Raw genomic sequence first — 21,431 nt, forward strand, 5'->3', positions numbered from 1 at the left:
CAATCAATGACTCTCGCGCACGAGCAGGCGCAGTTCCGCGCCGAGCGTGCACGCCCGCGGCAGATCGACGAGCCCGTCCTCGCGCAGTTCGGTGGTCAGGCGCGTCACCCGGGCGATCGCGTCCGGGACCCGCCGCTGCCACCGCGCCAGGACCTCGTCGACGTCGGCCGGAGCGATCGGGGTGCCGTCCCGGCGCAGGATCGCGGCGACGAGGGCGTGGTGGCGTTCGGCGAGCTCGTCCCGCACCGTGGCGATCGCCGTGCTGTCCCACCAGGTGTGGGATCCGGCGGACAGGTCCGGCGACGTCCCGTCGAGCCCCAGCAGCGAACCCGTGCCGGCGTGCACCCGGGCGACGGTGCGCGCCGGGCAGTTCAGCGTGTACGCCGTGTCGACCAGGGCCGGGTACTCGCCGAGTAGCCGGAAGTCCGGCCCCCCGTCCGCCCCGGTGTCGCTCAGCAGGTCCTCCACTCCGGCACGCAGCCGGGTGATCTCGGCGCTCACGTCGAGCGGCGACGGCCGCAGCCGCAGGATCCACGAGGCCGCATGCTCGACGAAATTCTGCACGGTGCCGAGCCGCGCCCAGCGTTCGGCGCCGGAACCGGGGCGGTCCCGCGCCTCGGCCCACAACCGGTCCGTGTCGAACACCGCCCGGATCACCGCGTACGCCCGTGCGACCGCCGGCGTGCGCACCCCGAGTCGTTCCTCGAGCTGATAGATCATCCCCGGTCCGACGTGGTCGACGAGGTCGGAGGCGATCCGGGTCGCGACGATCTCGCGGCGCAGGGGATGATCCCGGATCTCGTCCTGCAGCAGTCCGCGCATGCGTTCGGGGAAGTACGCCTGGGCGACGTCGGCGAAGACAGGGTCGTCGGGCACATCCGACTCGAGCAGGTCCCGGCACACGACGTTCTTCGACCGCGCGAGCAGCACCGCGATCTCCGGCCTGGTCAGCCCGCGGCCGGCCCCGGCCCGCGCGGCCAGCTCCTGCACCGTGGGCAGTACCTCGGTGCTGCGGCGGATCCCGTCACCGGTCTCGAGGTGGCTGATGAGCCGCTCGTGCCGGCCGAGGAGCCGGGCCGCGCGCGAGACGGCGAGCCCGAGCGCCACCGACTGGTCCCGGCTCGTGCGCAACACGGTGCGGGCCACCTCGTCACGGGCGTCGCCGAGCAGGCGGTTGCGTTCCTCGAGTGTCAGACGTCCGCTGCGCCGGGCGGATTCGAGGGCGATCTTCAGGTTCACCTCGGCGTCGGAGGTGGCGACGCCGGCCGCGTTGTCGATGAAGTCCGCGTTGATGCGGCCGCCCGCCGCCGAGAACTCGATGCGTGCCCGCTGCGTGAAACCGAGGTTGCCGCCCTCGCCGACGACGCGGCAGCGGAGCTGGGAGGCATCGACGCGGACGTCGTCGTTACCCGGATCCGCTGCATCCGTGTGACTTTCGGAGGTGGCCTTGACGTAGGTGCCGACGCCGCCGTTCCAGAGCAGGTCCACCGGTGCGGTCAGCAGCGCCTTGATCAACTCGCTCGGGGTGGTGGTGGGGTGCGGCAGACCGAGCAGGCGCCGTGCGGGTTCCGGGACGGTGACGGACTTCGCGGAGCGAGGCCACACCCCTCCGCCGGGCGAGAGGACGTCGCGGTCGACATCGTCCCAGCTCGATCCGGGACGCTCGAACAGCCGGCGGCGCTCCGCGTAGGCGCGGGCCGGGTCCGGGTCCGGGTCGAGGAAGATGTGCCGGTGGTCGAAGGCGCCGACGAGGCGCAGGTGCGGGGAGAGCAGCATCCCGTTGCCGAAGACGTCGCCGGACATGTCTCCGATCCCCACCGCCGTCACCTCGGTGGTGTCCACGTCGACGCCGAGGTCGGCGAAGTGCTCGCGAACCGCGACCCACGCGCCGCGCGCGGTGATGCCCATGGCCTTGTGGTCGTATCCGCTGGATCCGCCGGAGGCGAAGGCGTCGCCGAGCCAGTAGTCGTACTCCGCTGCGATGGAGTTCGCCAGGTCGGAGAACGCTGCGGTGCCCTTGTCCGCGGCCACCACCAGATATCCGTCGTCCCCACCGTGGACGACCGTACGGTCCGGGTGCATGATCTTCCCGTCGACGATATTGTCGACGAGATCGAGCATTCCCCGAATGAACGTCGAATAGGCCTGAGCCGGAGAGACATCCGGGTTTCGCCGCACGAACGCACCCTTGGCGCCGACGGGGACGATGGGAGCGTTCTTCACCACCTGGGTCTTCATCAGGCCGAGTACCTCGGTGCGGTAGTCCTCCGGGCGGTCCGAGAATCGCACACCGCCACGGGCGACGGTGCCGCTCCGCACGTGGATGCCCTCCATGTCGTCCGAGTGGACGAAGATCTCGCGGTGGGGGACGACGGGCCCGGGATCGGTGAGACGTCCGGAATCGAGCATGAATGCGCCGTACGATTTCGGTGCGCCGTGTTCGTCGCGCTGGTACCAGTTGGTGCGCACGGTGGCGGTGACGAACGACTCCAGGCTGCGCAGGATGCGGTCCTCGTCGAGGCTTTCCGCCGCACCGCGCCGCGCGGCGAGCGCCCGCTCCGCCCGCTCGGCGGCGACGTCCCGGTCGCGCCGGTCCGGGTCGAAGCGCGCGGCGAAGCAGGCGACGAGGGCCTCGACGAATCCTGGATGCCGGCAGAGGGTATCGACGATGTACCGCTCCGACATGATCAGACCGGCCTGGCGGGCGAAGCGGCCGGCGGCCCGGACCAGGGCGATGTCCCGCACGTCCACATCGGCGACGACGGCGAGGCGGGCGTACCGGTCGACGACGGTGCGGCCCTGCGCATGGGCGTCGACGACCGCCGCTACCCGGCAAGGCGAACCCGGCCCCCACTCCGGGGGCGTGACGAACGCGAACCGATGCACCCGGCGATCCTCGCCGTCCCCCGTCAGGTGTTCGTGATCGTCGATCCGCAGCCCGAAGTGTTCGAAGGTGTGGACGGAGTCGGACAGCGACGGATCGCGGCCCGGCCACCTCATGACGGCGTCGGCGACGCCGTCGCGGGCAGCGCGCTCGACGAACAGGAGGGCCGGATGCTCCCCGCGTGACCCGGCGAGATGCCGCGCGGCCCCGGCGACGTCGGTGGGCAGCGGTTCGTGTCGATGCGTGGTGGCGGTATCGGTGGTCATCGGCGTGTCCTTTCGATCACCCGGTGTGGGCCGTGGTGTGCCGCCAGTCTGCGGGCGACCCCTGGAGACGGACATGTACTCGATGTCCATGTATGCGTCAGAACTTGTACTTCCAGTCCATAAGTGACCGGCGTTCTCGCCCCTACAGTTCGAGGAAACCGACGGAGGGAGAAGGACATGACCGCAGTGGAACTCGTACGGGGCGGGCCCGGACTCGAGCAGGCACGCCGCATCGTGACGGAAATCCCGGGCCCCCGGTCCCGCGAGCTGGCGCAGCGCCGCGCCGCCGCGCTGCCGGCGGGCCTGGCCAGTGGCGCCGAGATCTACGCGGCGGCGGGCGGCGGGGGTGTGCTCGTCGACGTGGACGGGAACTCCTTCATCGACCTCGGTTCCGGCATCGCCGTCACCACCGTCGGCAACTCCGCGCCGCGCGTCGTCGAACGTGCCACCGCGCAGCTGCAGCAGTTCACCCACACCTGCTTCCTCGCCACGCCGTACGAGCCGTACATCGAGGTCGCCGAGGTCCTCAACCGGCTGACCCCCGGAACCCACGCCAAGCGCACGGCACTGTTCAACACCGGCAGCGAGGCCGTCGAGAACGCCGTGAAGTACGCCCGCGCGGCGACCGGTCGTTCCGCCGTGGTCACGTTCGACCACGCCTTCCACGGCCGGACGCTGATGACGATGACCATGACGGCGAAGAACCAGCCCTACAAGCACTCCTTCGGTCCGTTCGCCCCGGAGGTCTACCGCGCGCCGATGGCCTACCCCTACCGGTGGCCGAGCGGGCCCGACCGCGCCGCGGACGAGGCGTTCGAGCAGTTCCGGCTGCTCGTCGACGCCCAGATCGGCGCGGACCAGGTGGCGTGCGTCGTCGTCGAACCCATCCAGGGCGAAGGCGGGTTCATCGTCCCCGCCGACGGATTCCTCCGCCGCGTCGCCGATTTCTGCCGGGACCGCGGCATCCTCGTCGTCGCCGACGAGGTGCAGACCGGCATCGCCCGCACCGGAGCATGGTTCGCCTGCGAGCACGAAGGCCTGGTGCCGGATCTGATCGTCACGGCGAAGGGACTCGCCGGCGGGCTTCCGCTCGCGGCCGTCACCGGCCGGGCCGAGATCATGGATCGCGCCCACCCGGGCGGCATCGGCGGCACCTACAGTGGCAACCCCGCGGCGTGCGCGGCGGCCCTCGGGGTGTTCGAGACGATCGAAGCGGAGCATCTGCTCGACCGGGCTCAGGAAATCGGCGCGCTGATGCTGCGGGAACTGCGCGACATCGGCACCCACCACCCCGTCGTCGGCGACGTCCGCGGACGCGGCGCCATGATCGCCGTCGAACTCGTCGAGCCCGGTACGACCACTCCCAACCGCGAGGCCGTCGCGGAGATCGTCCGGTACTGCCAGGCCCACGGGGTCCTCACCCTGACCGCTGGCACGTTCGGGAACGTGCTCCGTTTCCTGCCGCCGCTGTCGATCTCCGACGAGCTGCTCACCGAGGCGTTCTCGGTGCTGCGCGACGCGTTCGCCGCCCTCTGACCACCACCGCTCCCTACTCCGCGAGGACCAGCACATGACCACCACCGCACCCGCCCGCACGACCGGTCCGCTGCGACCGCTCGAACTCCTCGGCGCCGACACACTGCTCGACGCCGACGAACGCGACATCGCCGCCACCGTCCGCCGCTTCGTCGAGACCCGGCTCGTCCCCGAGGTCGGCGACTGGTTCGAATCCGCGACGCTGCCCAAGGAAGTGGCGAAGGAGTTCGGCGCCCTCGGCGTCCTCGGCATGCACCTGGACGGGTACGGCTGCGCCGGCACCAACGCCGTCAGCTACGGCCTGGCCTGCCTGGAACTCGAGGCCGGCGACAGCGGATTCCGCAGCTTCGTCTCGGTGCAGGGTTCGCTGTCGATGTTCTCCATCCACCGCTACGGATCCGACGAACAGAAGCAGGAATGGCTGCCCCGCCTGGCCTCCGGAGACGCCATCGGGTGCTTCGGCCTGACGGAACCCGACTTCGGGTCCAACCCTTCGGGAATGCGCACCCGCGCCCGCCGGGACGGTTCGGACTGGATCCTCACCGGCACCAAGATGTGGATCACCAACGGCAATCTCGCGGACGTCGCCACGGTGTGGGCCCAGACCGACGAGGGTGTCCGCGGGTTCCTGGTTCCCACCGACACACCCGGCTTCACCGCCAACAGGATTCACCGCAAGCTGTCGCTGCGGGCCTCGGTGACCTCCGAGCTGGTCCTCGACAACGTGCGCCTGCCGGGCTCGGCCGAGCTTCCCCTCGCCCGCGGCCTCGGGGCTCCCCTGTCGTGCCTCAACGAGGCCCGGTTCGGCATCGTGTTCGGCGCGCTCGGCGCGGCCCGGAACAGCCTCGAGACCGCGTTGGACTACGCCGCCTCCCGGGAGGTCTTCGACCGCCCGCTCGCCGCCTACCAGCTCACCCAGGAGAAGCTGGCCGACATGACGCTCGAGCTCGGCAAGGGCTTCCTGCTCGCACTGCACCTCGGCCGCCTCAAGGACGAGTCCGGTGTCACCCCCGAGCAGATCAGCCTCGGCAAGCTCAACAACGTGCGCGAGGCATTGGCCATTGCCCGCGAATGCCGGACCATTCTCGGCGCCAGCGGCATCACCCTCGAGTACTCGCCGCTGCGGCACGCCAACAACCTCGAGTCGGTGCTGACCTACGAGGGCACCAGCGAGATGCACCTGCTCTCGATCGGCCGCGCCCTGACCGGTCACGCCGCATTCCGCTGACCCGCACCGTCGAAGCGTCGAAGGGACACACGATGACGACACCCGTTCTGCTGCAGCACTACATCGACGGCGAGTGGTTCGACGGCGGGGCCGAGGCCCTGGCGAGCATCAGCCCCGCCGAGCCGGACGTCACCGTGGCCCGCGGTCGTGCGGCCACGGGCGACGACGTCGACCGGGCCGTGGCCGCCGCGCGCGCCGCGGCCCGGCCATGGGCGAAAACCCCGGCGCACGAGCGCGGTGCCGTCCTCGCCCGGGCGGCTGCCGTCGTCGAATCGTCCGCGTCGCAGTGGGGCGCGGAACTTGCCCGGGAGGAGGGCAAGACGCGGGGCGAAGGCGTCGCCGAGGTGCTCCGCGCGGCCCAGATCCTGCGCTTCTACGGCGGCGAGGGCGACCGGGAGGCCGGCGAGATGTTCGCCTCCCCCCGCCGCGGTGAGCAGATCCTGGTCGCGCGCAAGCCCGTCGGCGTGGTCGGGGTCATCACCCCCTTCAACTTCCCCATCGCGATCCCCGCCTGGAAGATCGCCCCGGCACTGACCTACGGCAACACCGTGGTCTGGAAGCCGGCGGGCACCGTGCCGCTGCTGGCCATGCGGCTGATGCAGGCCCTCGCCGACGCCGGCCTGCCGCCGGGGGTGCTCAACCTCGTCATCGGTGGCCGGGCGGTCGGCGCCGGCATCGCCGACCATCCGGGTGTCGACGCGCTGACCTTCACCGGTTCCACGGCGGTGGGCCGGAGCCTCGCGGCGGCGGGAGCCGCCCGGGGGGTGCCGGTGCAGGCGGAGATGGGCGGCAAGAACGCGGCGGTGGTGCTCGGCGACGCGGACCTCGATCTCGCCGCCGAACAGGTGCTGCTCGGCGCGTTCCGGTCGTCGGGGCAGAAGTGCACGGCGACCTCCCGGCTCATCGTCACCGACGACGTCGCCGACGAGTTCGTCGGTGAACTCGTCGCCCGGATCGGGAAGTGGACCGTCGGCAATCCCCTGGACGAGGACGTCCACATGGGTCCGGTGGTCGACGCCGCGGCGCGGGCGTCGATCCGGGCGGGGGTCGACGAGGCGGTACGCCAGGGTGCCCGAGTGTTGTGCGGGGGCCGGCCCTACGAGGACGGTGAACTGGCGGCCGGGTTCTACGTGCCGCCCACCGTGCTCGAGCTGCCCGGCACCCGGCTCGACGTGTGGCGCGAGGAACTGTTCGGGCCCGTACTGGCCGTGTGCCGGGCGGCCGACGCCGAGACGGCGTTCGCGCTCGCCGACGACAGCGAGTACGGCTTGTCGGCGGCGGTGTTCACCCAGGACCTCACCCGCGCCCTCGGGGCACTCGACGACCTGGACGTGGGCATCCTGCACATCAACTCCGAATCCGCCGGCGCCGACCCGCACGTCCCGTTCGGCGGCGCGAAGAAGAGCGGGTACGGCCCGAAGGAACAGGGCCGCGCCGCACGGGAGTTCTTCACCCACACCACGACCGTCTACCTTCGCGGCGGGAGGCCGATCGCATGAGCAGGGGCGCACTCGACGGCATCGTCGTCGCCGACTTCACCCGGGTCCTCGCCGGCCCCTACGCCACGATGATGCTCGCGGACATGGGTGCCGAGGTCGTCAAGATCGAACGTCCCGGCACCGGCGACGACACCCGCGCGTGGGGACCGCCCTACGACGACGAGGGCTCGGCTACGTACTTCAACTCGGTGAACCGCAACAAGACCTCCGTGGTCCTGGACCTCGCGTCGGAGGACGGCCGCGCCGAGGCCCGCCGGCTCGTGGCGCGCGCGGACATCGTGGTCGAGAACTTCCGGGTGGGCACCATGGAGCGGCTCGGCCTGGGCTACGACGAGCTGCTCGACGTGAACCCGGGGCTGATCTACTGCTCCGTCACCGGGTTCGGGAGCGGGGACGGAGCGGCCCTGCCGGGCTACGACCTGCTCGTGCAGGCCGTCGGTGGGCTCATGAGCATCACCGGACCCGAGGCCGGTACGCCGACGAAGGTGGGTGTCGCGGTCGTCGACGTGCTCACCGGCCTGCACGCCCTCGCCGGCATCCTCGCCGCTCTGCATCATCGGGAGCGCACCGGCGAGGGGCAGCGCGTCGAGACCAACCTTCTTTCCGCGCTCCTGTCGTCGCTCGTCAATCAGGCGTCGGCGTACCTCGGTGCCGGGGTGGTGCCCGCCATCCTCGGAAACCGGCACCCCAGCATCGCCCCGTACGAGGTGTTCACGACCAAGGACCGGCCGCTGGCGCTGGCGGTGGGCAACGACAAGCAGTTCACGCGGCTCGCCGAGACGATCGGCGCGCCGGAGCTGGCCACCGATCCGCGCTTCCGCAGCAACCCGCTGCGCGTCGCACACCGCGAGGAACTGTGCGCCGAGATCACCTCGATCCTCGTCACGGCCGGGGCCGACCACTGGTACGACGAACTCTCCCGCGTGGGTGTTCCGGCCGGACCCATCAACGACGTCGCCGAGGCATTCGAGTTCGCCCGGCGTCTCGGCCTCGACGCCGTGGTGTCCGTGCCGGGAAGCGCCACGCCGCAGGTCGGAAATCCGTTGAGCTTCTCCAGGACTCCGGTCCGGTACCGTTCGGCCCCGCCACCCCTGGGTGGAGCCGCGGACTGACCGGCAGGAACCGGAGGAGTGCCCGTCCCGTCGCGTCCGGCCGCGGCGGGACGGGCGTCGTGCCGCACCGAACCGAACGGCGGGCGCCTCCGTCGTCCGTCCCCTCCCTCGATCAGGGATGCGCGACGGCGCGATCCTCGGGGGCGGGAACGGTGGCTGCGGGCCGTCGCAGACCGAAGGACTCGAAGCCGACGACGTACAGGAGCGTCACCAACGCGAACAAGTCCATGAATCCGAGGGCGTTGCCGTGCAGGCCGCCGGCGACGGCCGGCTCGTGGAGCACGATCTCGGCGATCACGTAGTAGTACAGGACGAACGTGGTCACGGCGAGGGCGAACGTGATCGCTGCGCGGGACAGCAGGTTCACCACGGCCCCGCCGCCCGTCGGCCTGTTGCCGAAGGCGTTGGCCCACAGAATCATCCATGCGACCCAGCACACGCCCAGCTGGGCCGGGAACTGATCGAGCGGGAAGCCCGGTTCGGCTGCCGTGCCGGGACCGACGAGCACCACACACACGGCGCGCAGTGCCGCGAACAGCACGGTGCCGAGCGCGATGTTGCCGACCGTCGAGACCAGTGCGACCCGCATGCGGCTGCCGGCGAGCCGCCACGGCCAGTTCTCCCAGGTCTGTCCGGTGAGCACGATCGCGACGATGATCGAGTAGTACCAGCCGAGCAGTGTGTCGATGCCGACCAGTGCTGTGCCCTCCCGAACCGTCTCCGAGACCGCGGGTACACCCAACACGAGATAGAGCAGTGCGGTGGGGACGAGGAGGGAGACGATCTCGCAGGCGCCGACCCACGGCTGTTTCAGGCCCAGATCGGTCCACGGCCAGTGTCCCCAGTTGAGCACCACCAGGACCCACGTGGAGAAGCCGAACAGGACGAACAACGCGCCCGTGAAGTAGCCCAGGCCGTCGGGACGCGCGGCCGCGTAGTCGGGATACAGGTGGCCGATTCCGCTCGCCAGGGCATACGTGACAACGACGGCGAAAGCCGATGCGGCGCCGAGGAACGCAATGCCGCGCCAGGGTTGCCGTAGCCGGTCGAATCCCCAGAGTTCGAGGTTGAATCCGGCCCACACGACGAACAGCAGGGCCCAGAACAGGGCGGCGTTGAACGGCAACGGATACAGGTCGAACGGGCTGAGCCGCGGGTCGGCGAGCAGATACCACGCCGCGACGGAGGCGGTGGTGATCACGGCGGTGTTGGCGACACCGAATCCGAGCCACCCCGGGGACGTGTCGGCGTGCGAGCGTTCGGGCATGGGGTACCGAAACCTTCTGTGATGCCCTCGAAACGAGGGGCGAGGGGAACGTCGGCCGAGGAGATCGGTGAGTGGTGTGGTGGCCGGAGTCGGCTGCCGGATCGCGGACCGTGTCCTCGAGGGTTCTTCGTCAGCTCCGCCGGCGCAGTTCGGGACCGGCCGTGGGAGCGTGGAGCATCGGAGTGTCCTTCCCGTGAGAATGCGACTCGTGAGAATGTGACTCGGAGCACACTCGAAACGATCGCGCGCCACAACTGTTGCGCCGCGTTGCATCCCCCGCTCGGGTCCGGATCGTCCGCCACGGCCGCCCGGCATCTCCCGGACCTCGACGGCCGCTCACCACTCCGGCCGGGTGTGGATCGAGTCGAGGTCGCAGCGGTCAGCCGAAATGTTGGCTACAATTATGTACATGACGACTCTTCCGGTGGCCGAGGCGCGGGCGCAGTTCTCCCGTCTGGTCGACGAGGCCGAGCGCACCCACGAGCGGTTCGAGATCACCCGAAATGGGCACCGGGCCGCGGTGCTGCTCGGTGCCGACGACTACGACGCGCTGCGCGAGACCATTGCCGTGCTGGCCGAGAAGTCCCTGCTTGCCGACCACCTCACGGGAATGGCCGAGATCGAGGCCGGGGACAGCCTCGATGCCGCATCCCTCGCCGAGATCATGTCCGCGGGCAAGCCCGGCGACGAGTGAGCGTTCCCGGCGAGCCCTACACCCTGATCGTGGCCCGTACCGCTGCTCGTGCGCTCGAGCGGACCCTGCCCGAGAAGGTCGCCGCCGCGGTGTACGAGTTCCTCACCGGACCCCTCCTCGAAAACCCGCACCGGGTCGGCAACCAACTCGCCCCACCGTTGGCACCGGCCTGCTCCGCCCGCCGCGGCTCCTACCGGGTGCTGTACCTGATCGACGAGAACACCCGCCAGGTCCGAGTCACCGCGATCTCCCACCGCGCCGACGCGTACCGCACCTGAATCTTCCGGGGCGCGGCCGGGGTGAGGATCTCGTCGAGGCGCTGCGACCGGACGTCGGCACCTATCCGCCACGGCCGTCCAGCATCTCCCGGGCCTTGACGGCCAGCCACCACTCCACCCGGGTGTGGATCGAGTCGAGGTCGCGGCCGGTGAGTTCGGTGATGCGGGCGAGCCGGTTCCGCAGGGTGTGCCGGTGGATGCCCAGCGCGGCGGCGGTGCTCTCGGCCTGGCCGTTGTGCTCGAGGTACGCGGCGAGGGTCTCGACCAGTCTTCCGCTCGATCCGTGCTTCGCGTCGTAGGCATCGAGTGCTTCGAGTCCGGTGCGGGCGATGGCCTGCAGCGCGTCCGGGTCCTGCATGCCCAGCAACACCGAGAAGGTACCGAGCTCGGCGAACTCCACCGGTGTCCGGCCCCCGTTCCGCGCTGCCCTGACCGCCGAGAGAGCCTGCTGCACACTGGTGTTCGCGTCCTTCACGCCGCACGGACCGCCCAGCCCGCACCGGACCGGCCGGCCGAGCTGCGCGCGGACCCGGTCCTGGACCCGGGTCGCGATCTCGCGTGCCCGGTCGGCCGGCAGAACCACGGCGACATCCGTGCCGACCGAGGCCGCCAGATGGGGTACGCCCTCCGCGGCGAGGACTGCGCCGACCTGCCGTTCCGCCGGCAGCAGCGGGCCGACCTCCGTCAGCACGGCGACGGCGACGGTGTCGGTCGGTTCGAACCCGAAATAGCGGAGCAGGCCGGCGTCCATGCGTTCGGGTGCGTCGAAGAGTGTCCGGGTGACGACGGCCCGCAGCCGCTGTTCTGCGCTCTGCACCTTCGCGGGCTTGCCGAGCTCGATGGAGATCAGCGACACGGCGTGGGCGAGGAGCAGACGGTCGGCCGGCGGGAGCGGCTCCGCGGTGCCGACGGCGAGGTATCCGTAGAGGTCCTGGGCCGCCGCGATGCTCTGAACGGTGTAGTGCCCGGCGGCGTCGGCCAGCACCTTGCTCATCTGCCGCCGCCGCGGAGATCGGGACGCCGACTCCGCCACCCCGCGCGCATGCCGGACCGCCCGCGTCGTGTCGGACCCGTATTCGGCGAGTACGCGATCGTCGGCGTCGACGACGGCGACGACTCCGGCGAGGGCCTGACCGAGCGCGGTCACGACCGCGGGCACACCTCCGCGCAGTGTGGCCCGGGCCAGCCGCTCCTGCTGATCGACGACCCGCTGCACCGCGCGGACCTGGTCGGCGGTCAGTTCGTCGATGACCGCCCGGGTGATGGCGATGAAGGGCGTCGAGGCGGGCACGGCGAGCACCGGGAACCCCAGCGCGTCACCCGCGGCGCGCAGACCGTCGGGCACGCGGTCGAACCGGGTGCCGGTGTCGAACGCCAAGGCCACGCAGCCGGCCCCCACCAGACCCTGGAGGTACGCGAACTGCTCGTCGGCGCCGGCGCCGATCTCCAGTCCGGTGGTCATCACCAGCTCTCCGCCCGAGAGCCACGGGGTGGGGTCGGGAAGCTCGATCGGATGCGCCCACTCGATGACACGGTCGGCTCCGTCGCGACCCGCCACGAGAGTGAGCCCGAGCTCCGGCAGCGTCGTGAGCCGACGCACGGTGATGGCCATGATGACGATCCTTCCCCGCACCGGGCGGCTAGGAGGTGGGGTGTTCGGCGAGGACTTCGAGGGCCAGATGCACGTCGGTGACGTCCCGGGGGGACCGCAGGGACCGGCCCAGCAGGTCCTCGACTCGTTTCACCCGGTGCCGCACGGTATTCGGATGCAGGTTCAGCTCCCGCGCCGTCCGCCCCACGTCCAGGTCCCGGGCCAGGTGGAGCACGAGGAAATCGACCAGGTCGTCGTGGCCGTCGAGCAGTGGGGCCAGGACCGCGGTGGCGCGCGCGAGGGCGGGCCCCGGGTCGCGGCCCGCCAGCAACCAGTCCGCGAGGCTCACGTCCTCGAAGCGCTGGGTGCTGCGGCCGAGCCGCTCGGCGGCCCGTCGCGCCCAGCGCGCCTCGCGCAGTTTGTCGGGCCCGCGCGCGGGATCGGTGAACGGCTCGCTCGAGCCGCACGTCAACCCCTGTGGAAGGTTGTTCGACCAGGAGTCGAGAGCCTCCGCCCGGGCGGGGACCACTCCGACGAGGCCCCCCTCGCCCCGGGCGAGCAGCAGGGTCAGCCCGATGTCGCGGGCCAGCCCGGACACGTCCGTTTCGACGGCATCGAGCAGCGAGTTCGCCCGGAACACCCATCGGCGGTTGTCGTAGTCGGGTGCGGCGGACAAGGCCAGCATCCGCATATCGGGCTCGGGGCCGAACCGCAGCATCTCGAGCTGGTCCAGGACGGTGTCGGAATCGGCCGGATCGCCCGACGCCAGCGCCCGCACCAGTGCGGCGTGCCGCGCGCGGTTCTCGATGGTGGCGCGCTGGCGGGTGCGTTCGATCGTGTTGAGCAGCCTCAGCGACACCTCGACGGCGGGCGCGGTGAGCGGATCGGTGAGTTCGTTGCTCTTGGACGCGAGGGCGAACCAATAGTGCTGGCCGCCCGGCGAGATCGAGTGCGCGCTCACCGACCATCGGCCCACCCGGAACAGCAGCCGGCCGTCCCGGCCGCGCAGCTGATTGCGGATCAGGTGCACCGGTGCGCCACCCGCCGAGGCCACGACGTCGCCGACCTCGTTGTAGAGGACCACGCTGCTGCGGAGCAGCCCGGCGAGCCGGGCCACGAGGTCGGCCTCCGGGGACTCGGCCGTCATCGCCTCGAGCAGGTGGTTCTGCATCTGCAGCGTGCGGCGCAGCAGCATCGAGTCCTGCGCCTGCGCCGCGGCATTGACACGTCCGACCACCTCCATGAACGGCAGTTCCGGCGGGATCGCCACCACGGCGAACCGATGGCGCTCGGCCTCGTCGAGCAGGGGCCGGGGGACGTCGTCGGTGATCACCCCGACGCCGTACCCGAGCGCGGCGATGCCGGACCCCACGAGCTCGCGGATCAGTTCGCGATAGGCCTGCTGCGGGTGCTCGTGGCCGGGGAAGCGCGAGCCGGTGGTGAGCATCATCGACCCCGGCCGCAGCCACCGGGTCGGGTTCTCGATCTCGATCGGGTGCGCGCCGGTGATTCCCACGTTGGGGTCGGCATCGGTCGCCAGCCGGAGCCCGAGGTCGGGTTCGAGCAGCAGGTCGACGAGCCGGAAACGGTCCGGAAGCATGCCCGACATCTTTCTCCCATGGGTGTGAAGATCTCCAACGATTCGGGGAACTCGATTCACTTTCTCCAATTGATGGCCCCGCGACCAGGCCGAATACTGGGTTCCACCCGACCCAGGAGTATGACGATGATCACATCCCGCAATCCCCACCTGCGCGTCGCCGTGGACGTCGGAGGCACCTTCACGGACGTGTGCATCTTCGACGAGAGCGCATCGACCACCCGCATCGCGAAGGTTCCCTCGACCCCGGACGATCCCATGCGCGCCGTGATCGACGGTGTGCGCACCGCGGGCATCGACCTGACCGAGGTGACCCTGTTCTCCCACGGCACCACCGTCGCGACCAACGCGCTCATCACCCGCAACTTCCCGCCCGCGGCCCTCGTCACCACCCGCGGGTTCCGCGACGTGCTCGAGATCCGCGACGGCACCAAGGACGAGTTGTGGGACACGTACGTCGACGTCGGCACCCCCTACATCCGCCGCCGTGATCGGTACGAGGTCACCGAACGCATCGACTACGCCGGCGAGGTCGTCACCCCGCTCGACGAGTCGGAGGTCCGGGAGATCGCCCGCATCCTGCGCCGCAAGAACATCAAGACCGTCGCGGTGTGCCTGATCAACAGCTACGTCAACAGCGCACACGAGCAGCGCGTGCGGGCACTGCTCGAGGCCGAGCTGCCCGACGTCACCGTCTCCACCTCCAGCGAGATCCTCCCCGAGATCTTCGAGTACGACCGCGCCTCCACCACCGTCGCCAACGCCGTGCTCGCACCCCTGGTCAGCGGGTACGTCAACCGGCTCGAAGCGCAGCTGCGCACCGACGGATACGACGGCGACCTGCTCCTGCTCCATTCCGGCGGGGGCTCGATGACCCCCGCGATGGTGGAGAAGTATCCCGTCCGGCTCGCCGCCTCCGGCATCGCCGCCGGCGCGATCGCCGTGGCCGACATCGCCACCCGCTGCGGATACCCCAACGCGATCGGCCTGGACATGGGCGGTACCAGCACCGACATCTCGCTCGTCTACGACGGCGAGGTCCGCACCACCAAGCAGTGGCAGGTCGAGTACGGCTTCCCCATCTCCTTCCCCAGCATCGAGGTGCTCACCATCGGCGCCGGCGGCGGATCGCTGGCCTGGCTCGACGAGGCAGGCTCGCTGCGCAACGGGCCGCAGTCGGCCGGCGCCTCCCCCGGACCCGCCTGCTACCTGCGCGGCGGCACCGAGCCGACGAACACCGACGCCAACGTGCTGCTCGGCCGCCTGGGCACCACCCTCATCGGCGGCGGCCTCACCCTGGACGTGGCGGCCGCGGAGAACGCGATCAAGCAGAGCGTGGCCGGACCGCTCGGTCTCGACGCCGACACCGCGGCCGGCAACATCATCCAGGTGGCCAACGCCAACATGGCGGATGCGGTGCGGCTGTTGTCCATTCGGCGCGGCTACGATCCGCGCGACTTCGTCCTCGTCGTCTGCGGCGGCGCGGGCGCCCTGCACGGCGCGGCCCTCGCGAAGGAACTGTCCATTCCGACCGTCGTGGTGCCGCCCCATCCGGGCATCACCTCGGCGCAGGGGTGCCTGCTCGTCGACATCCGGCACGACCTGTCGGCCATGTTCCAGGGCCGCGTCGACGAGGTCGACACCACCGCGCTCGAGCGCGAATTCCTGCGGCTCGAGCAGGAGGGCACGCAGCGTCTCCGCCACGAGGGGGTCGAACCCGAACGGATGGTCCTCGATCGTCATATCAGCATGCGCTACGCGGGGCAGTGGCGTTCGCTCACCGTCGCGGCCGGCAGCGGCCCCGGCTTCCTCGCGGAGGCCGTCGAGCGGTTCCACGAGGAGCACGAACGGGACTACTCGTTCCGGCGCGACGACACACCCGTGGAGATCTACCAGATCGGGCTGCGCGCGGTGGGCACCACGCCGAAGCCGAACTTCCCGCGCACCTCCGAACCCACCACCGCGGAGCCGGCGCCCGTCGAGCGGCGCAACGTCTACTTCGACGAGGCGCGCGGCCGGCTCGACACCCCCGTCTTCGACCGCGACACACTGGAATTCGGTACGCGCATCCCCGGCCCGGCCGTGATCACCCAGCTCGACTCCACCACCGTCGTCCCCCCGGGGACCACCGCCACGATCGACGAGTGGGCGAACATCCGCATCGACATCCAGGAGACCCGATGACCACCACGTCCCCCACCCTCGATCCGGTCACCTTCGAGGTCCTCAAGAACGCGTTCGCCACCTCGGTCGACCTGATGTCCGAGCAGATCCTGCGCACCTGCTACTCGTTCGTCATCTACTCGCGGGACTTCTCCTCCGCGCTCTGCGACGCCGAGGGCAACACCGTGATGCAGGGCAGCCAGGACATCGCGGTCCACGTGGGCACCCTCCACTTCCAGTGCAAGGCCGTGCTCGAGGAATTCGGCTCCGACATCAACCCCGGCGACATCTTCATGGTCAACGACCCCTACCGGGGCGGCACCCACCTCAACGACGTCAGCTTCGTCCGGCCCATCTTCGCCGACGGCGTCCTCATCGCCTTCGCGCAGAACAAGGGTCACTGGGCCGACATCGGCGGCAGCGTCCCCGGGTCGTTCGACGTGACCGCCACCGAGCATTTCGGTGAGGGCCTGCGGATCACCCCGGTCCGGGTGTGGCACGAGGGCCGATTCCTGGCGGACGTCGCGAAACTGCTCGTCGCGAACACCCGGTCGCCGGAGATCAGCATGGGCGACCTACACGCCCAGGCGGAGGCCACGGGCGTGTGTGAACGTGAAATCCACCGACTCGTCGACAAATACGGGCGCGGCACCGTCACCGACGCGATGCGCGAGGTCCAGGACTACGTCGAGCGCATCGTGCGCAGCCGGGTCGCCGACCTGCCGGACGGCACGTGGACCACCGAGGACTACCTCGACTCCGATCCCGCCCGGCCCGAGGGGCTCGTCCCGATCCGCGTCACCATGACGATCGAGGGCGACCAGCTCAGCTACGACCTGACCGGCAGCGCACCGGCGGTCGCCAGCTTCCTCAACAGCGGCTACGGCACCGCGTTCTCCGGGATCGTGGCGGGCACCAAGTCGTTCTTCCCCGACGTGCCGCTGAACTCGGGCCTGTACAACGCGATCCGGACCGACCTCGGACCGGAGGGTACCGTCGTCAACGCGGGCTGGCCACACGCGGTGACCGGGTTCTGCTCCGGTCCCTACGAGAAGATCATGAACGCGATCTTCGAACTGTGGTCGAAGGTCGTGCCCTCCCGCGCCATCGCGTGCTCGTTCAACCTCGAGTACCTGCTCGTCGGCGGCCGCGACGCCCGCACCGACGACCGGCCGTTCTTCATGTGGTACGACTGGATGGCCGGCGGCTGGGGCGGACGCAGCTCGAAGGACGGATCGAGCGCCACCGCACCGGTGTTCGGTATCGGCCTGGCCGTGCAGCCGTGCGAGGGGCAGGAACGCCTCACCCCCGTGCTGACCAGCGAGCACGCCATCATCACCGATTCCGGTGGGCCCGGGGAATACCGCGGCGGGTGCGGCCTGTCCAAGGGCGGCATCCTCACCGACAGCGACAGCAGCGTGATGTCGTACTGCTGTGACCGTTCCCGCTCGGTCACCTGGGGCATCGAGGGCGGCCTGCCGTCCATCCCGCACGGTGTGTGGCTCAACCGCGGCACCCCCGAGGAGCGCTTCCTCGGGTCCGTGTTCTCGAATGTGCCGGTCCAGTCCGGAGATTCGTTCGAGCGGCCGTCGGCGGGCGGTGGTGGCTACGGGGATCCGCTGCAGCGGGACCCGGAGGCCGTGCTCGAGGACGTGATCGACGGGTACGTCTCCGTCGAGCGCGCCGCCCTGGACTACGGCGTCGTCGTCGTGCCGGTGGACCCCGAGATCGACCGCTACGAGCTCGACCACGACGCCACCGAGCGCGTCCGCGAGGAGATCCGCGTGTCGCGCAAGGGCTGGCTCGACGAGGACCCCGAAGCCGTCGCCGGCCGCTACCGCAGCGGTGAGCTGTCCATGCTCGATCTCGTGCGCCGCTACGGCGTGATCGTCGACTGGGGTACCGGCGAGCTGCTGCCCACGACCACCGCCCAGTTCCGCGATCTGCTGCGGACCCGCTCCGTCGCGCACTGGTCCTGAAGCCCGTGCGGGGCAGTTTCACCGCTGCCCCGCAACGGGTTTCGCGCTCTCCACCCTCCCTCGAAGCTCCCCTGCCGAACCTCCCGCCCCCGGTGCTGCGGGCGGTCGTGCGCCCCTGCGCCGGTTCGGATTCCCTCCCCCCGAGAGGCGACCCCATGTCCGATCACCTCACCGAATCTGCTCCCGGATCCCCCGCGGAGCGGGAAATCGTGCCCGAATCCGGGCGTCTGTCCCGCTGGTCGCTGACGATGGCCTGGTGGGCCATGTTCAGCGCCATGTTCTGGCTCTACATCGCGGTTGCCTCGGCCGGCGCGGTCGGGGTACCGGCCACCCTCGCCGGGATGGCTGCCTCGATCGCCACCTTCGGCGTCGTCAATCTGGTGCTCTCCCGCTATGCGATCCACACCGGCCTGTCGGTCGAGCTGCTGTCCCGGCGCATGTTCGGCGCCGTCGGCTCACTGCTCGCCCCGGCGCTGTTCGCGGCCACCGCGCTCTACTACGGGGTCTTCGAGGGTTCCATCGTCGCCGTGGCTCTGCAGGAGTACTTCGGCGGCGACATCAGGCTGTGGTACCTGCTCTGCACGGTGTACATGATTCCCGTGGTGATCGGGGGTGTCGCCGCGTGGCTCGACAAGCTCAACGGGATCCTGCTGCCGTTCTATCTCGTCGGCATGGTCGCCGTCGTGGTGGCCGCGACCGTGCGCCAGGGCTACCCCACCGGATGGCTCACCGCCACGGTGGCATCGGGTCCGCTTCCGGGCTGGCTCACCGCCTACCTCGTCTACATGGGCGTCTGGGTGCTGATGATGTACACCTTCGACTACGCGAGGCTCGGTCGCCGCACCGACGCCGCCTTCCACGGCACCGTCACCTTCGGCTGGGTGTTCTATGCGCTGACCTTCGGTGTGAACGGGCTCGTCGGCCTCTATCTCCTCGGCGCCTGGGACATCGCCGGAACCGAGACCGGCGTGGTCGAGGCGGTCGTCGGCTCCCTCGGCTTCGCGGGGGTGCTGCTGATCATCGTGTCCCAGACCCGCATCAACTCGGCCAACTTCTATCTCGCCTCCACCAACCTCCAGGTGTTCGTCCACCGGGCACTGCGCATCGACGTGCCCCGAGCGGTGTGGGTGGTGGTCACCGCCGTGCTCGCATACCTGCTCATGCTCACCGACGTGCTGGGGTACCTGCTGCAGGCCCTCGCCTGGCAGGGCGTGCTGATCACCGCCTGGGTGGCGATCGCGGTGGTCTACGTGCTGCGGGATCGGGGCCACGCCATGCCCCGCACCGCGTCCGGTGGGGCGCTGGCGTGGTTGATCTCCTCGGTCGCCGGCATCGCGCTCACCGTGCAGGAGGTCAGCGCGACGTGGGCGCAGCTCGCCCCGGTGGTGACGGTGCTGCTGGCCGCGGGCAGCTACGTGCTGCTCACCCCGCGGGTGACGGATCGTGCGCCCTCGGAACCCGAGGCGGCGCAGGGACCCGAAACGTCGCAGGCACCCGAGGCGGCGCCGGATGAGGCGCAGCCGGTCTGAATCCGACGGACAATCGCCCCGACGGCGGGTGTGACCCACGATTGTGTACATCACGGACATGTCGTGGGTCACATTGCGGTCGTAGGGTTCTCCCATCCGAGCGACAGCGCCGCCGGGACGCCGGAACCGGCACCCCACGGCGCCGCACACCAGGTCTCGAAGGGAGTGCCGTGCACACCGATTCACCGGCCGAAAGGTCCGACACCCTGGGTCACGCGCTGAAGAAGCGCCATCTCACCATGCTGTCCATGGGCGGGGTGATCGGCGCGGGATTCTTCGTGGGGATCAGCGCGATCATCGGCCAGGCCGGCCCCGGCGCCATCCTCACCTGCCTGATCTGTGGGCTCATCGTCTTCCTGGTCATGCGCATGCTCGGGGAGATGGCCGTCGCCAAGCCCTGCACCGGCTCGTTCACCGAATACGCCCGCGACGCCATGGGCAACTGGGCAGGCTTCGCCACCGGCTGGCTGTTCTGGTACTTCTGGGTGGTCGTCGTCGGGATCGAGGCCGTGGTCGGGGCCACCCTGCTCGGCCGCTGGCTCCCCGGGGTGCCGCTGTGGCTGATGGCCGCCGGCCTGCTGCTGATCATGACCGTCGTGAACCTGTTGTCGGTCGGCAACTTCGGCGAGGCCGAGTACTGGTTCGCCGGGATCAAGGTCGCGGTGATCATCGCGTTCCTCGTCCTGGCCGGTCTCTACGTGCTGGGCGTCTGGCCCGGGGCCGAGCTGTCCTTCGGCAACCTGACCGCACACGGCGGCTTCCTGCCCCACGGCTTCACCCCCGTCATGGTCGGGGTGGTCGCCGTCATCTTCTCGATGACGGGGGCCGAGCTCGTCACGATCGCCGCGGCCGAGTCGAAGGAGCCGGCCGCGGCGATCCGCCGCGCCACCAGCACCGTCGTGTTCCGGATCCTGGCGTTCTTCGTCGGCGCGACGTTCCTGCTCGTGACCATGCTGCCGTGGGACAGCTATGTCGTCGGCGAATCCCCGTTCGTGGCCGCCCTCGACGTCCTGGGCATCCCCGGGGCCGCCGAGATCCTCAACTTCGTGGTGCTGGTCGCCGTGCTCTCGTGCCTGAACTCCGGGCTCTACACCGCCTCGCGCATGCTGTTCGTGCTCGGTGCCCACCGCGACGCACCCGCGTGGATGACGGCCGTCAACTCCCGCGGTGTCCCGCTGAAGGGCGTGCTGTCGTGCACGTTCGTCGGATACGTGTGCATCGTTGCGGCCTACGTCTGGCCCGACACGATCTTCCTGTACCTGGTCACGTCGTCCGGTGCGATCTGCCTGTTCGTGTACATCATGATCTGCCTGTCGGAGCTGGTGCTGCGCCGCCGCTGGGAACGCACGTCGCCGGAGATCCTGCAGTTCCGGGTGTGGCTCTACCCGGTCCTGCCGGTCGTCGTCACGGCGGTCATCGTCGCGATCCTCGTCGGCATGTGGTTCACCGGCGCCCGCGCCGAACTGGTGCAGTCGCTGATCGCGCTCGCGGTCATCGTCGCCGCGTACCACCTCAAGACCCGGTACCTGCGCCGGCGCGGGGGCGAACGGGCCACCCCGCCGGAGGAGAGGGCGCTGGCCCGGGCGATGCACGTCGACGCGGAGCCGCGACCCGGCGGGCCGCAGCCCGCCCCCTCGGGCAATCCGGCCCACTGACGATCCGCTCCGCGCCGCCGGCTGCAACGACAGCCGGCGGCGCGGTGTTGTGCTCGGAGGACAACACCCCGTCGGAACTCGAGCCCGCGAGGCCGTAGTCGGGACGTGATCCCCGTCACTACCGTTGTGGTCAGCCGAAGAGAAAAGGAC

General features: G+C 70.3%; 14 protein-coding genes. 10 read left to right on the top strand and 4 right to left on the bottom strand.

Annotation, left to right across the window (positions count from 1 at the left end; translation table 11 throughout):
* Nucleotides 1-3: 3 nt before the first annotated feature.
* The gene (locus JYA75_RS04750; protein ID WP_203329747.1) at nucleotides 4-3,150 is read right to left on the bottom strand and encodes an NAD-glutamate dehydrogenase domain-containing protein; all 3,147 of its coding nucleotides are present in this window, start codon (nucleotides 3,148-3,150) and stop codon (nucleotides 4-6) included.
* Nucleotides 3,151-3,327: 177 nt separating this feature from the next.
* Between JYA75_RS04750 and gabT the strand changes: the two genes are divergently transcribed.
* From gabT to JYA75_RS04770, 4 genes are read left to right on the top strand one after another with little or no spacing between them, the layout of a single operon-like run.
* Nucleotides 3,328-4,686, top strand: a complete 1,359-nt coding sequence (gene gabT, locus JYA75_RS04755) for a 4-aminobutyrate--2-oxoglutarate transaminase (protein ID WP_029546739.1) — start codon at nucleotides 3,328-3,330, stop codon at nucleotides 4,684-4,686.
* A 34-nt stretch (nucleotides 4,687-4,720) separates the two neighbouring features.
* Nucleotides 4,721-5,914, top strand: a complete 1,194-nt coding sequence (locus JYA75_RS04760; protein ID WP_006932150.1) for an acyl-CoA dehydrogenase family protein — start codon at nucleotides 4,721-4,723, stop codon at nucleotides 5,912-5,914.
* A 32-nt stretch (nucleotides 5,915-5,946) separates the two neighbouring features.
* Complete coding sequence (locus tag JYA75_RS04765; protein ID WP_168580456.1) at nucleotides 5,947-7,413, top strand: aldehyde dehydrogenase family protein; 1,467 nt, start codon at nucleotides 5,947-5,949, stop codon at nucleotides 7,411-7,413.
* Nucleotides 7,410-8,525: a CoA transferase gene (locus JYA75_RS04770; RefSeq protein ID WP_203329748.1), complete on the top strand. Its 1,116-nt coding sequence runs from the start codon at nucleotides 7,410-7,412 to the stop codon at nucleotides 8,523-8,525. Before JYA75_RS04765 ends, JYA75_RS04770 begins: the two co-directional genes overlap by 4 nt.
* 112 nt (nucleotides 8,526-8,637) lie before the next feature.
* Here the strand turns inward: JYA75_RS04770 and JYA75_RS04775 are convergent, their stop codons facing one another.
* Nucleotides 8,638-9,792 carry a hypothetical protein gene (locus tag JYA75_RS04775; RefSeq protein ID WP_185713330.1) on the bottom strand — a complete coding sequence of 385 codons (1,155 nt, stop codon included), beginning with the start codon at nucleotides 9,790-9,792 and terminating at the stop codon, nucleotides 8,638-8,640.
* Between the two features lie 409 nt (nucleotides 9,793-10,201).
* Between JYA75_RS04775 and JYA75_RS04780 the strand changes: the two genes are divergently transcribed.
* Both JYA75_RS04780 and JYA75_RS04785 read left to right on the top strand, forming a co-directional pair.
* Nucleotides 10,202-10,486, top strand: coding sequence for a type II toxin-antitoxin system Phd/YefM family antitoxin (locus JYA75_RS04780; RefSeq protein WP_230304376.1), 285 nt, complete (start codon nucleotides 10,202-10,204; stop codon nucleotides 10,484-10,486).
* On the top strand, nucleotides 10,483-10,764 hold the full coding sequence (locus JYA75_RS04785) for a type II toxin-antitoxin system RelE/ParE family toxin (protein ID WP_185713329.1): 282 nt from the start codon (nucleotides 10,483-10,485) through the stop codon (nucleotides 10,762-10,764). Before JYA75_RS04780 ends, JYA75_RS04785 begins: the two co-directional genes overlap by 4 nt.
* A 61-nt stretch (nucleotides 10,765-10,825) precedes the next feature.
* On the opposite strand, the gene JYA75_RS04790 is transcribed toward JYA75_RS04785, so the two are convergent.
* Together JYA75_RS04790 and JYA75_RS04795 are read right to left on the bottom strand one after the other, a co-directional pair.
* On the bottom strand, nucleotides 10,826-12,376 hold the full coding sequence (locus tag JYA75_RS04790) for a PucR family transcriptional regulator (RefSeq protein ID WP_185713328.1): 1,551 nt from the start codon (nucleotides 12,374-12,376) through the stop codon (nucleotides 10,826-10,828).
* Nucleotides 12,377-12,404: 28 nt separating this feature from the next.
* Nucleotides 12,405-13,955, bottom strand: a complete 1,551-nt coding sequence (locus JYA75_RS04795; RefSeq protein ID WP_029546738.1) for a PucR family transcriptional regulator — start codon at nucleotides 13,953-13,955, stop codon at nucleotides 12,405-12,407.
* Between the two features lie 120 nt (nucleotides 13,956-14,075).
* On the opposite strand from JYA75_RS04795, the gene JYA75_RS04800 reads away from it, so the two are divergent.
* The 4 genes from JYA75_RS04800 to JYA75_RS04815 all read left to right on the top strand — a co-directional run bounded on the left by JYA75_RS04800 (nucleotide 14,076) and on the right by JYA75_RS04815 (nucleotide 21,281).
* Nucleotides 14,076-16,139 carry a hydantoinase/oxoprolinase family protein gene (locus JYA75_RS04800; RefSeq protein ID WP_029546737.1) on the top strand — a complete coding sequence of 688 codons (2,064 nt, stop codon included), beginning with the start codon at nucleotides 14,076-14,078 and terminating at the stop codon, nucleotides 16,137-16,139.
* The gene (locus tag JYA75_RS04805; protein WP_168580451.1) at nucleotides 16,136-18,097 is read left to right on the top strand and encodes a hydantoinase B/oxoprolinase family protein; all 1,962 of its coding nucleotides are present in this window, start codon (nucleotides 16,136-16,138) and stop codon (nucleotides 18,095-18,097) included. The genes JYA75_RS04800 and JYA75_RS04805 overlap by 4 nt, the downstream gene beginning before the upstream one ends.
* Nucleotides 18,098-18,252: 155 nt before the next feature.
* Nucleotides 18,253-19,626, top strand: coding sequence for a permease (locus JYA75_RS04810; protein ID WP_102800242.1), 1,374 nt, complete (start codon nucleotides 18,253-18,255; stop codon nucleotides 19,624-19,626).
* Between the two features lie 170 nt (nucleotides 19,627-19,796).
* Nucleotides 19,797-21,281, top strand: a complete 1,485-nt coding sequence (locus tag JYA75_RS04815; protein WP_185713327.1) for an amino acid permease — start codon at nucleotides 19,797-19,799, stop codon at nucleotides 21,279-21,281.
* Nucleotides 21,282-21,431 lie beyond the last annotated feature (150 nt).

The organism is Rhodococcus sp. PSBB066, from assembly GCF_017068255.1.
In the GTDB taxonomy this organism is placed as follows: Bacteria; Actinomycetota; Actinomycetes; order Mycobacteriales; family Mycobacteriaceae; genus Rhodococcus; species Rhodococcus aetherivorans.

What these genes read in the sequence shown, in the direction of transcription:
- JYA75_RS04750 (WP_203329747.1), bottom strand. Translation starts at nt 3,150, where the DNA reads ATGACCACCGATACCGCCACCACGCATCGACACGAACCGCTGCCCACC.
- gabT (WP_029546739.1), top strand. Translation starts at nt 3,328, where the DNA reads ATGACCGCAGTGGAACTCGTACGGGGCGGGCCCGGACTCGAGCAGGCA.
- JYA75_RS04760 (WP_006932150.1), top strand. Translation starts at nt 4,721, where the DNA reads ATGACCACCACCGCACCCGCCCGCACGACCGGTCCGCTGCGACCGCTC.
- JYA75_RS04765 (WP_168580456.1), top strand. Translation starts at nt 5,947, where the DNA reads ATGACGACACCCGTTCTGCTGCAGCACTACATCGACGGCGAGTGGTTC.
- JYA75_RS04770 (WP_203329748.1), top strand. Translation starts at nt 7,410, where the DNA reads ATGAGCAGGGGCGCACTCGACGGCATCGTCGTCGCCGACTTCACCCGG.
- JYA75_RS04775 (WP_185713330.1), bottom strand. Translation starts at nt 9,792, where the DNA reads ATGCCCGAACGCTCGCACGCCGACACGTCCCCGGGGTGGCTCGGATTC.
- JYA75_RS04780 (WP_230304376.1), top strand. Translation starts at nt 10,202, where the DNA reads ATGACGACTCTTCCGGTGGCCGAGGCGCGGGCGCAGTTCTCCCGTCTG.
- JYA75_RS04790 (WP_185713328.1), bottom strand. Translation starts at nt 12,376, where the DNA reads ATGGCCATCACCGTGCGTCGGCTCACGACGCTGCCGGAGCTCGGGCTC.
- JYA75_RS04795 (WP_029546738.1), bottom strand. Translation starts at nt 13,955, where the DNA reads ATGCTTCCGGACCGTTTCCGGCTCGTCGACCTGCTGCTCGAACCCGAC.
- JYA75_RS04800 (WP_029546737.1), top strand. Translation starts at nt 14,076, where the DNA reads ATGACGATGATCACATCCCGCAATCCCCACCTGCGCGTCGCCGTGGAC.
- JYA75_RS04805 (WP_168580451.1), top strand. Translation starts at nt 16,136, where the DNA reads ATGACCACCACGTCCCCCACCCTCGATCCGGTCACCTTCGAGGTCCTC.
- JYA75_RS04810 (WP_102800242.1), top strand. Translation starts at nt 18,253, where the DNA reads ATGTCCGATCACCTCACCGAATCTGCTCCCGGATCCCCCGCGGAGCGG.